A 12,228-nucleotide genomic window follows, 5' to 3' on the forward strand; every position below is an offset into this window, starting at 1 on the left:
GCGAGGGCTGCGTCCTCCTGCCCGCGTAGCGCAGCGCAGCGAGAGCGGGGGGAAGGCCCGCAGGGCCTCAGGGGGGTGTCTCATAGCTCCCATCCGCCACCGGCGGCGCGGTACAAAGCAATCCAGGCGGCCTGGCGTTCGTGCTGCAGCGCAATCACCGCGTTGTCGGCGGCCAGGGCCGTGCGGCGCGCATCCTCCAGCTCGACCAGGCTCGCCAGCCCGGCGCGCCAGCGTGCCTCGGTGGCATCAAACGACGCGCGGTAGCCGGCGGCAGCTGCCTGTGCACTGGCGCTGCGCTCGGCCGTGCCCTGCAGCCGCACCAGCGCCTGCTCCACCTCGCTCACGGCCTGGCGCACCTTGGCACGGTAGACCGCGGCGGCTTCGTCGTAGCGCGCCTGAGCTGCCTCCACCTGCGCACCGCGGCGGCCGCCGTCAAACAGCGGCACGCTGAGCGCCAGCGGGCCAATGTTCCAGGTGGTGAGGTCGGTCGTCACGCCCGCGCTGCGCACCCAGGCGGCCCCCACGGAGCCGCTCAGGCCCAAGCGCGGGTAGCGCTGCGCTTGCGCGCTGCCCACCTCGGCACTGGCAGCGGCGACTTCGCGCTCGGCGTTGTACACGTCGGGGCGCTGGGCGAGCACCTGGGCCGGCAAGGTCGCAATGGCGAACAGGGCTTGCGGCGCGGCGGATGCCGGGGTGGACAGGCGCGCACGCAGCGCGGGTTCGTCCCAGCCGGTGAGCGCCACCAGGGTCTTGATCTCCACTTCGCACTGCATGCGCTGCTGCGAAGCGCGGGCCTGTGCTTCGGCGGCGCTGGCACGCGCCAGGGCCGCGGTGGCAGGTGCCGTGAACCCGGCGCGTTCGCTCAGGTCCGACAGCCGCGCGGTTTCGCCGCGCGATTGCGCGTCGCGCTCGGCCACGCGCAACTGCGCAAGGCAGGTGCGCAGGCTGCTCGTCTGCTGCGCCACCTCGGCGGCCACGCTCACGCGCGCTTCGTGCCACAGCGCCTGTGCGCCTGCCAGCCGCTCATCGGCAGCGGTCTTGGTAGCGCGGTTCGCACCAAAAAGGTCGATCTCCCAGCTCGCCTGCAGCCCGGCCTGCGCCGTGGTGGCGTTGCCCGCGAGCTGCTCATTGAAACCCCGGCTGGCGCTGGCCTGCGCATCCAGCGACGGCAGCAGCGCGGCGCGGCTCGCCACCTGCGTGGCGCGGGCCTGCGCAATGCGGGATTGGGCCTGCGCTACCCCGGGGCTCACGGCCTGGGCCGCGTCGATCAGCTCCACCAGCAGCGGGTCGCCCAGTTGCGTCCACCACCGCGTCAGATCGCCCATTGAGCCCTGGTGCGGCAAGGGCGCTTGCCACGCCAGCGGCGGTGGTGCCGGCACCTGCGCCGGGGGCGGTGTGATGGCGCACGCGCCCAGCGCCAGCGGCAGGCAGGCCCAGAGGAGTCGTGGGGTGCTCAAGGTCATGGTTTCGGGGCTTTCTCGCGGGGAGTCGTTGGGTTGTGTTGCGTCGTGCGGTGCGCAGGGTGCCGGGGCGCACGTCGCCGCGCCATTTCGCCCTGCACCATGCTCAGGCCATAACCTGTCAGGCGTTCCACCCAGCCGTCCACCGCCTCCGGGCCAGCAAGCCGGGGTGCAATGGCCTGCAGGGGATCGCGCTGCGTCCAGAGCTGCATGATCAAACCCGCGAGGCTGAAGGCCAGCCGGTGCATATCGTCATCCACTTGCGTAACGCCCATGTGACGGCCCAGCACCTCGAGCATGGCCAAGTGGGGGGCGCGGCATTCGCGCTCTATGAGTTCAGGCCACACATGGGTTGGCTCCAGCAGTTCTCGCACATGCAGGCGCAGTGACTGCGTCACAAGATCATCGTGCTTGAGCGGTTCCAGAAAGCCGCTGAAGTAGGCCGTCAGCGCCTGTTGCAAGGTGAGCGCAGGATCGGCAAACACCGGAATGAGGTCGCTGCCGCTGCCAAAAGGCTCGTAGAACGTGGCGGTGTAGAGCCGGGCCTTGTCGCCAAAGTGGTAGGCGATCGCCGCCACGTTGGTGCCGGCCGCCTGGGCGATGGCGCGCACCGAGGTCTGTGCAAAGCCCCGCTCGGCAAACAGCTGCAGCGCCGCGTGGAGCAGCCGAATCCGCGTGTCTTCACCATCACTGCGGGCGGTGCGCAGGGCTGCAGGAATCAGGGGGGTGCCAGAACTCATGGCACCGGATTACACACCAGAATTCAAACAACTGTTTGAATTGACGGCCCCCGTGCCCTCCGATTCGCTTGAAAAAGGTGCAACGAAACGTCACGCCCTTGGTGGCGGGTCGCTCACCCGAAGACGGATTTCCAGAGCGCCAGCACCGCATCCCGCTGCGCCTGCAGCGCGGGCGGGGTGACCTGGGTGGGCGCTTCGTCCAGGCGCGCCACGTGCTGCACGCGCCGGAGTTCGCGGTAGGCATCCGCTGCCGCTGCACCCACGCCAGCGGGCAGCAGCCCCACCTGCTCGGCGCGCTGCAGCAGCGCAATATTGCCCACGTTGCCGCGCAGTTCGGGGTGCTGTGCCGATTGCGAAAGCACCAGGTACTGCACGGCAAATTCGGCATCCACCATGCCGCCCGGGCTGTGCTTGACGTCAAATTTTCCGTCGCGCGCCGGGTGGGCAGCGCGCACGCGCTCGCGCATCAGCACGATTTCTTCACGCAGGGCCGCAGGGTCGCGCTCCGAGGTGATGACGGCCTCGCGCACCGCGTCGAAGCGCACCTGCAGGGCCTCGCTGCCCATCACGAAACGCGCGCGCGTCATGGCCTGGTGCTCCCAGGTCCACGCGGTGTTGCTGCCGCGCCGTTGCTGGTAGTTCGCATAGGCCTCGAAGCTCGTCACCAGCAGGCCCGAGTTGCCGTTGGGCCGCAGGGCGGTGTCGATCTCGTACAGGTCGCCTTCGCCCGTCTTCACGGTGAGCCAGTTGATGAGCTTGCGCACAAAGGCCGCGTAGACCTCGGGGGCGCGCTCATCGTCGTCATCGAACACAAAGACGATGTCCAGGTCGCTGCCGTAGCCCAACTCCTTGCCGCCCAGCTTGCCGTAACCAATGATGGCGAACTGCGGGCTCTCGCGGTGGCGCGTCTTGAGCCGGCTCCAGCACCACTGGGCCGTGATGCGCAGCACGCTGTCGGCCAGGGCAGAAAGATCGTCCGCCACCTGCTCGACGGTGATGCGCCGCTCCACGTCGCGCGCGAGGGTGCGGAAGGTTTCCGCATGCTGGGCGCGGCGCAGCAGGTTGAGCAGGGTTTCGTCATCGTCCTCGCCAGTGGACTGCAGCGACGCGAGCCGCACGGCCAGTTCGCGCTCGAAGTCGGCCACCACGAACCGCTCGGTCAGCAGTGAATCGCCCACCAGTTCATCGATAACACCGGGGTGTTGCAGCAGGTAGCGGGCAGGCCACTTGGCCGCACCCAGCAGGTGCAGCAATTGTTCGTGCACGGAGGGGCGCTCCAGCAGCAGGGCCAGATAGCTCTCGCGGCGCAGCAGGGGCTCGAGCCAGTTGGCCAGGCGCAGGGCGGCCTCCTGGGTCACGCGGCCTTCCTTGAGCCACAGTGCGGTGCGTTGCACCAGCCTGAACAGACGGGCGCGGGCTTCGTCGCGCAGCCCTGCCACGCGCGGGTGGTTGCGCCATTCGGCCACGCGCTCGCGGAACCCGGGCGGCAACTGTTCCAGCAGCGTTTCGAGTTCAGGGGGGGCTGCCGCCGTAGCGCGGGGGCCGCCGCAGCCGCCACCATTGCACTGCTTCTTGCCGGCTCCGCCCAGCAGCGTGTCAAATTCCTGCGCCACCAGCTCGCGGTGCGCATCCAGCTCGTGCAGGAAGGCGCAGCAATCGGGATACCCCAGGGTGTGCGCGATCCATGCAAGATCGTCGTCGCGCGTGGGCAGCACATGGGTCTGCTGGTCGTCCAGGTACTGGATGCGGTGCTCCACGCGGCGCAAGAAGACGTAGGCCCGCGCGAGCGCGTCGGCCGTCTCCTGCGGCATCAGGCCCGCCTGGGCCAGGCGGGTGAGCGCATCGAGCGTGGGCCGGCGGCGCAACTCGGGGAACTGGCCGCCCCGCACCACCTGCAGCAGTTGCACGGTGAACTCGATCTCGCGGATGCCGCCACGCGAGAGCTTGACGTCGTTGGCACGCTCGGGGTGGCCTGCGCTGCGCTTGGCCGCGTGGTCCCGGATCTGGCGGTGCAACACCCGCAGCGCATCGAACACGCTGTAGTCCAGGTAGCGGCGGAACACAAAAGGCAGCACCACGCTGCGCAGGGCCTGCACTTCCGGGCTGCCAATGCAGCTGCGCGGTGCCACCACCCGGCTCTTGAGCCAGGCAAAACGCTCCCACTCGCGGCCGTGCAGCTGCAGGTACTCCTCCAGCGCTGCCAGCGATACCGAAGGAGGGCCGGAATTGCCATTGGGGCGCAGCGCCAGATCGACGCGGAACACGAAGCCATGTTCGGTGGTGTCTCCGACCATGCTGTAGATGGACTTGACCGCGCGCGCGAAATACTCGTGGTTGGAGATGCGCCCCCGGCCGTCGGCCGTGCCAGCGGTTTCACCATCGTGTTCGTACACGTAGATGAGGTCGATGTCGCTGGAGACGTTGAGTTCGCGCGCCCCCAGTTTGCCCATGCCGATGATCCACAGCTGCACGGGCTGGCCTTCCGGTCCTTGCGGCGCACCGTGGCGCTCGTTCAGCTCCTGGCGGGCGTGCTGGCAGGCGCGGTCCAGTGCCAGCTCGGCCAGTTCGGTCACTGCGCTGGTGATGTCTGCCAGCGGGGCCTGCGCCTCGCAGTCCATCCGGATCAGCCGCTCCATGACCAGCTGGCGCAGCACCCGCAGCGCGGTGCCCGTGTCGCAACCGCGTGCACGCAGCGCTTCGTAGGCCTTCTCCATGCTGGGCCACCGGGGAACACCGGGGGGGAGCAATGCCAGGTCGGCCTCGTAGCGGCGGTGCAGGCGCTGGTAGAAACGCGAGTGCGCCGCCCCGTGAACAAAGGTCGCGGAGGGATTGCAGGAGGATTCAGGATGCGGCGCGGACATGGCGGCCGCAGCGTGGTGCTGCGTACATAAGAACACCGATTTGTAGTGAACCCGCGCTAATCCTGCGGGTCATAATTCCTGCCACATTCAATCCCACCATGATCGATCCCATCACCCACCCCACCCGCCTGCTGAAAACTGTGGCAGGTCTCGCGCGGTGGTCTCTGGGTTTGCTGCTGGCCTTCTGGCTGCTGCTGACCATCGCGTGGGGGGCACTTCATGGCTGGATTGTGCCGCGAATCGGTGATTTTCGCCCGCAGCTGGAGGCACATGCCGCACGGGTGCTGGGGGTTCCGGTCCAGATCGGAGCGATCGCTGCCCGCACCGAAGGCCTGATACCTTCCATCGAGCTGTCGGATGTCGCCCTGCTAGACACTGCCGGACGTTCTGCGCTGCGCCTGCCCCGGGTGGTGGTGGCGCTGTCACCACGGTCGCTGCTCAAGGGCGGTTTCGAGCAGCTCTATATCGAAGAGCCTGACCTGGATGTGCGCCGCACCGTGGACGGGCGGATCCAGGTGGCGGGCCTGGAGTTCTCGCCGCAGCCCGGCGAAGACAGCGCCGCAGCGGACTGGCTTTTCTCCCAGGATGAGGTGTTCATTCGCGGGGGCACGGTGCGGTGGACCGACGAGCAGCGCGGCGCCCCGGAGCTGGCCTTGCAGAAGGTGGATGTGCTGCTGCGCAACGGGAACTGGGACCACCACCTGCGCCTGGACGCCACGCCGCCCGAGGCCTGGGGGGATCGCTTCACGGTGGTGGGGCTGTTCCGTGCGCCCTTGCTGCGCGCGCGTGATGGCAACTGGAAGCACTGGACCGGGCAAGTGTTCGCCCACTTTTCCCGGGTAGACGTTTCGCGGCTGCGCCACCACGCGGACGTTGGGGTGGAGATCGCCGCGGGCCGTGGCGCCTTGCGCGCCTGGGCGGATGTGCAGCGCGGGCAGATTGTGGGCGGCACTGCCGACCTGGCGCTCGCGAATGTCAATGCCAGGCTGGGGCCGGATTTGCAGGCGCTGGTATTGCCCTCGGTGGAAGGGCGTCTGGGCGGGCGCCGCTTGAATGGTGGCTTCGAGTTTCTGACCCAGGGCCTGCAGTTCGAGACCGATGACGGCCTGGTCTGGCCGGGTGGCAACCTTCGGCTGGTGCACACCGCCCCCCGGGGCAAGGTGCCGGAGCAGGGCGAGTTGCGCGCCGATCGACTGGATCTCGCGGCGCTGGCCCAGGTCGCTAGCCGGTTGCCGCTGGGCGCCCCGGCCCATGATGCCTTGCGCGCCTATGCGCCGCACGGTCTCGTGGACGAAATCCAGGCCAGCTGGAAGGGGCCGCTGGAAAAACTGCAGCAGTACCAGGTGCGGGGCCGCATCCGCGGGCTGGCGCTGGGCAGGGGCAGCGCGGGCGGGGTTCCTGCCCAGCTGGGGTTGCGCGGTGCCAGCGTGGACATCGACATGACACAAGCCGGGGGCAAGGCCGCGCTGACCATTGCCTCGGGTGCCCTCCTGCTGCCGGGCGTTTTTGAGGACCCGGTGCTGCCGCTGGACCGTCTCAGTGCCGACATGCGATGGCAGATAGACGGAGACCGTGTGGCCGTACAGGCCAACGACGTGCAGTTTGCCAACGCGGATGCGCAGGGAGAGGCCCGGGCCACCTGGCATACCAGCGATCCCGGCAAGGTGGCGCACGGCGCACGCTATCCGGGGGTGCTTGACCTTACGGGCGTACTGACCCGGGCGGACGGAACGCGTGTGCACCGCTACCTGCCGCTGTCCATCCCCGCAGAGTCGCGGCACTACGTGCGCGATGCGGTGGTGGCTGGCAGTGCCAGCAATGTGCAGTTCAGGGTCAAGGGCGATTTGCACGATCTTCCGTTCAACGATCCGAAGCAGGGTGAATTCCGCATCGCTGCCCGCGTCAAGGATGTCATCTACGCCTATGTGCCGCCGCAGCTGCAACCGGCCAACACCTTGCCCTGGCCGGCGCTGACAGAGCTCACGGGCGAGCTGGTCTTCGAGCGCTCTTCCATGCAGGTGCGCGGCGCGAGTGGCAGTTTTGCCGGACGTCCGGGGCTGCGGCTGTCACGGGTGGAGGCAAAGATCCCGGATCTGGCACACACCGTTGTCAGTGTCAGCGCCGATGCGCGGGGGCCGCTTGCCGAGTTGCTGGCCCTGATGACTTCATCGCCGCTGGGCGGCATGACAGGCAATGCGCTGGACCGGGCCACGGGCACGGGCAATGCCGACTTCCAGCTTCGACTTGCCCTGCCCATCAGCGACATCGAAAAATCCAAGGTGCAGGGCAGCGTCACGCTGGCAGGCAATGAGCTGCGGATCACGCCGGACACCCCCACCCTCAGCCGGGCGCGGGGCGTCGTCCAGTTCACCGAATCCGGCTTCTCCCTCCAAGCCGTCCAGGCCCAGGCGCTGGGCGGCCCGGTGCGGCTGGAAGGGGGCATGCGCGCACTGCCTGCCAATGCCCCCGCGACGGAATCGGCCGTGCAGCTGCGTGCCCAGGGCACTGCCACGGCCGAGGGGCTGCAGCAAGCCACGCAGCTGGGCATGCTGTCGCAGCTCGCGCGCCGCGCAGCGGGCAGCACGCCTTACGCGATGACGCTCGCCTTTCGGCGGGGTGTTCCCGAGTTGCAGGTCACCACCAGCCTCCAGGGCCTTGCGCTGTCATTACCGGCGCCCCTGGGAAAGACGGCAGACACCAGTTTGCCCCTGCGCTTTGAAAGCCAGGTCGTACGCGAGTCGCTGGTGGGGCTCACACAGTCAGGCAATGGCGCGCAGACGACGCCTCTGCACGACCAGATCACGGTGGATCTGGGGGTGGTGGGGTCGGCAACCTATGTGCGCGACGTGAGCGCGCCGCAGGCGCGGGTGTTGCGGGGGGCGATCGGCATCGGTCTGGCGGCGGGCGAGTCCGCCCCGCTGCCCGCTCAGGGCGTGGCCGCCAACATCAGCCAGGGGAAAATTGATGTGGATGCCTGGGAAGAAGTGCTGGCGCAAGCCACAGCCGCCGAGCCCGCTGCGCGCCCTTCGGCGCCCGCCCCTGCAGCAGGGCCACCCGGGGTGGCACAGGACTACCTGCCCACCACCATGGCTGTGCGTGCCCGCGAACTCACCCTGCAAGGCCGGACCCTGCACAACATTGTGGCGGGCGCCCTGCGCGAGGGCACCACATGGCGCGCCAACCTGGATGCCACCGAACTCAACGGCTATCTCGAATACCGCCAGCCGGGCAGCTTCGACCACCCCAACGGGTTGCTGTTTGCCCGGCTCTCGCGGGTGAACATGCCACAAAGTGACGTGAGCCAGGTCGAGGCGCTGCTGGACGAGCAGCCGGGGGCCTTGCCCGCCCTGGACATCATCGTGGACGACTTCGAGTTGCGCGGCCGGCGCCTGGGGCGCGTGGAGATGGAGGCCCGCAACCGCGGCGGCGACGGCGCGCAGCGCGAATGGCGTCTTTCCAAATTCAACATCCTTGCACCCGAAGCCAGCTTCACCGCGAATGGCAACTGGGCACTGCTCAACGCGGCGGCCCCGGCCCCGCCCGGCGCAAAGGCGCACGGTACTCAGCTTCCGGCTGGACATCCGCGACTCGGGTGACCTGCTTGCCCGCATGGGCATGGCGAACGTCGTCCGGCGTGGCAAAGGGCGCCTGGAAGGCCAGGTGGCCTGGATTGGCGCTCCCTTCAGTCCCGATTACCGGACCATGACCGGGCAGATCAACGTCAATGTGGAATCTGGCCAGTTCCTGAAGGCCGATCCCGGCCTGGCCAAGCTGCTGGGTGTGCTGAGCCTGCAATCACTTCCCCGGCGCCTGACGCTGGATTTTCGCGACGTGTTCAGCGAAGGCTTTGCATTTGACTTTGTGCGGGGTGATGTGCGCATCGAGCAGGGGGTGGCCACCACCAACAACCTTCAGATGAAGGGCGTCAACGCCGCCGTGCTGATGGAGGGCAGCGCCAATATCGACCACGAAACCCAGGACCTGCGTGTGGTGGTGGTGCCCGAAATCAATGCCATGACCGCCTCGCTGGTGGCGACCGCCATCAATCCCGTGATCGGCCTGGGAAGCTTTCTTGCTCAGGTGTTCCTGCGCGGCCCGCTGATCGAGGCGGCCACCCAGGAGTTCCGCATTGATGGCACCTGGGCCGACCCGCGTGTGGTGCGCGTTCCCCGCCGCGGCCGCGATGCCCCACCCGCGGTCGATGCTCCGGTCCGCACAGACCCCGCCCTCCCATCCAGCCCCCGCGGTACCGGAGAACCCTCATGATGAACGTTGCCGCGATCCAGATGGTGTCGTGCACCCGGCTCGAAGAGAACCTGCGCGATGCGCGAGAACTGCTGGAGCAGGCGGCCCGCGCCGGTGCCGAGCTGGCGGTGCTGCCCGAATACTTCTGTGTGATGGGCCACCAGGATACGGACAAGCTCGCACTGCGCGAGGCACCAGGCGATGGCCCGATCCAGCGTTTTCTGGCGAACGCAGCGCGCGAGCTGCAGATGTGGATCGTGGGCGGCACCTTGCCCCTGGTGGCCACCACGCCAGAGCGGGTGCGCAACACCACCCTGGTGTTCAACCCGGCGGGTGAGTGCGTGGCTCGCTACGACAAGATCCATCTTTTCTACTTCGACAACGGGCGCGAGCAGTTCCATGAAGGCCGCGTGATCGAGGCCGGCAATACGCCCGTGCAGTTCGAGCTGCCATCGCGCTCCGGCCACCGCTGGAAGGTCGGCCTCTCGGTGTGCTACGACCTGCGTTTTCCCGAGCTGTACCGCGCCCACGCCAGTGCCGGTGCAGACCTTTTGCTGGTGCCAAGTGCCTTCACCCACACCACCGGCCAGGCCCACTGGGAGGTTTTGCTGCGCGCACGCGCCGTGGAGAACCTTGCCTATGTGCTGGCGCCCGCCCAGGGCGGCACGCATGAGAACGGCCGACGCACCTGGGGCCACAGCATGCTGGTGGACCCGTGGGGGCAGGTGCTTGCCCAGCAGCAGGAAGCGCGTGCGGGCGTGGTCTCGGGTGTTCTGGATCCCCAGCGCCTGCGCGATGTCCGGCTGCAGCTGCCCGCGCTCTCGCACCGCCTGCTGTGAGGATCCCGCACCAACGCACCCTCTTGCGGCGCTGGCGGGGCGCCTGGCGGCGCTGGTCGCTGTGGACGATGCTGGGCATTCTGGTGTTTGCCATGCTGGCCACGCTGGTCTGGCTTGCGGGGCGCTATGAGGCCAGCCAGGTCCAGTCGCGCCTGGAGCGCGATACGGCCGACGCGGTGTCGGACATCCGGGTTGCGCTCACGCGCAACCTGCAAAGCCTGCAGGCCCTGAACGCGGGGGAGCCCGGCGACCTGGCCTGGGAGGTGGAGGCCACCGAGCTCCTGCGCAACCGGCGCGAGCTGGTGCGTATCGAGTGGCGCGATGCCAACCTGCGCGTGCGCACCCATGCCCAGTCGCCGTATCGCCCCGTCGCCTGGGACCTGCGTCTGCGCAACGGCAGCCAGTCCGATGCGGGCATCGCTTGCGCCAACGCGCGCCGCTTGAGCAGCCCCGCCTATTCCAGCAGTTATTTCCAGCCCTACGGCGACGGGCTGGGCTCGGAGATGATGGAGCTGTGCCTGCCGCTGACCTCGGGCGGGCGCACCACCGGCTTCCTGGTGGCCACGTACTCGCTGCAGGACATGCTGCTCAACCTGGTGGCCCCCAGCCTCACGCGCAACCAGGAAGCGTCGTTCACCGAAGCTGATGGCACCCGGCTTGCCGTGCTCGGCGCCGCGCGCCGGGGCTCGCGCATGTTCATGGCGCAACAGCTGCTGGATCTTTCCGGCACCACCCTGGTGCTGCGCATGGACGCCTGGCACAGCGCGCCCAGCCTGTTCCCCAATGTGCTCACGGCGCTGGTCACGGCCATGTCGATTGCACTGGTCACCGTGATGGTGGTTCTCGTGCGCGACAACCGCAGGCGACTGAGCGCAGAGCGCGACCTGGCCGACGCGCTCGCGTTTCGCAAGGCGATGGAGGACTCCCTGGTCACGGGGTTGCGCGCCCGCGATCTGGAGGGCCGCATCACCTATGTGAACCCGGCTTTTTGCGCCATGGTGGGTTTCAGCGCCCAGGAGCTGCTGGGCCAGAGCGTGACCGCGCCCTATTGGCCCCCCGAGCGGGTGGAGGAATACCGCCAGCGCCAGGCGATCCGGTTTGCGGGCACCGTGCCGCCGCGCGAGGGCTTCGAGTCCGAGTTCATGCGCAAGGACGGCACACGCTTTCCGGTGCTGATCATCGAAGCCCCGCTGATCAATGCCCTGGGCCAGCACACGGGCTGGATGAGTGCGTTTCTCGATATCAGCGAGCAGCGCCGGGTCGAAGAAATTTCCCGGGCGTCCCAGGAACGCCTGCAGGCCACCGCACGCCTGGCCACGGTGGGCGAGATGGCCTCCCTGCTCAGCCACGAGCTGAACCAGCCCCTGGCGGCCATCTCCAGCTATGCCACAGGTTCCATCAACCTGCTGGAGGCGTCTGCCGCCGCCGGACCAGAGGACGCCCCCGCCGCCCGTGCCGGGCAGCTGGAGGACGTGCGCATGGCCATGCAGCACATTGCACGGCAGGCGGAGCGCGCAGGCAAGGTGATCAAGAGCGTGCACGATTTCGTGCGCCGCCGCGACCAGGCGCGCGAGGCCGTCCAGGCGCAGCAGCTGCTCGACGCCATCCTTCCGCTGGTCAGCCTGCAGGCCCGCAAGCTCGGCGTGCGCGTGCAAACCTCGGTAGAAGCCCACCTGCCGCCGGTGCTGTGCGATCGCACCATGGTGGAACAGGTGCTGCTGAATCTTGCGCGCAATGCCATGCAGGCGATGGACGACCCGTCCCTGCCCCGGCGCGTGCTGGATCTTCGCGTGCGCCGCGCCGCATCCAACCAGCACAGCGGCTGGGTCGAATTTGCGGTCACCGATGTGGGGACGGGTATTGCCGCCGACGTGGCCGAGAAGCTCTTCACCCCGTTTTTCACCACCCGCACTGAGGGCATGGGGCTGGGTCTTTCGCTGTGCCGCACCGTGATCGAGCAGCACGGCGGGTACCTGGGCTTTGCGCCCCACGAGCCGCGTGGTACGGTATTCACCTTTACCTTGCCCGCAGCAACCCTGTAATTCTTGGGGCAAGCCCGCACGGCGGGGTGACCCTGCGGTGC

At 68.4% G+C, this 12,228-nt stretch carries 5 protein-coding genes and 1 pseudogene; 3 read left to right on the forward strand and 3 right to left on the reverse strand.

Translation table 11 applies throughout. From position 1 onward, the window contains the following. Positions 1 to 80: 80 nt before the first annotated feature. The 3 genes from KYG_RS05475 to glnE all read right to left on the reverse strand — a co-directional run bounded on the left by KYG_RS05475 (position 81) and on the right by glnE (position 5,061). The gene (locus KYG_RS05475; RefSeq protein ID WP_008903849.1) at positions 81 to 1,463 is read right to left on the reverse strand and encodes an efflux transporter outer membrane subunit; all 1,383 of its coding nucleotides are present in this window, start codon (positions 1,461 to 1,463) and stop codon (positions 81 to 83) included. Continuing rightward, positions 1,460 to 2,200: a TetR/AcrR family transcriptional regulator gene (locus tag KYG_RS05480; protein WP_008903850.1), complete on the reverse strand. Its 741-nt coding sequence runs from the start codon at positions 2,198 to 2,200 to the stop codon at positions 1,460 to 1,462. The genes KYG_RS05475 and KYG_RS05480 overlap by 4 nt, the downstream gene beginning before the upstream one ends. Before the next feature lie 113 nt (positions 2,201 to 2,313). Beyond that, positions 2,314 to 5,061, reverse strand: a complete 2,748-nt coding sequence (gene glnE / locus KYG_RS05485) for a bifunctional [glutamate--ammonia ligase]-adenylyl-L-tyrosine phosphorylase/[glutamate--ammonia-ligase] adenylyltransferase (RefSeq protein ID WP_008903851.1) — start codon at positions 5,059 to 5,061, stop codon at positions 2,314 to 2,316. Positions 5,062 to 5,159: 98 nt separating this feature from the next. On the opposite strand from glnE, the pseudogene KYG_RS05490 reads away from it, so the two are divergent. The 3 genes and pseudogenes from KYG_RS05490 to KYG_RS05495 all read left to right on the forward strand — a co-directional run bounded on the left by KYG_RS05490 (position 5,160) and on the right by KYG_RS05495 (position 12,187). After that, a pseudogene (locus KYG_RS05490) lies at positions 5,160 to 9,327 on the forward strand (YhdP family protein). Further along, positions 9,327 to 10,145 carry a carbon-nitrogen hydrolase family protein gene (locus tag KYG_RS23220; RefSeq protein ID WP_008903852.1) on the forward strand — a complete coding sequence of 273 codons (819 nt, stop codon included), beginning with the start codon at positions 9,327 to 9,329 and terminating at the stop codon, positions 10,143 to 10,145. The pseudogene KYG_RS05490 and the gene KYG_RS23220 overlap by 1 nt, the downstream one beginning before the upstream one ends. A 68-nt stretch (positions 10,146 to 10,213) precedes the next feature. Continuing rightward, entirely contained in the window at positions 10,214 to 12,187 is a 1,974-nt protein-coding gene (locus KYG_RS05495; protein ID WP_237707211.1) for a nitrogen regulation protein NR(II), read from the forward strand. The last annotated feature ends 41 nt before the right edge of the window (positions 12,188 to 12,228 follow it).

It is taken from the genome of Acidovorax sp. NO-1 (genome assembly GCF_000238595.1).
Classification (GTDB): domain Bacteria; phylum Pseudomonadota; class Gammaproteobacteria; order Burkholderiales; family Burkholderiaceae_C; genus Acidovorax.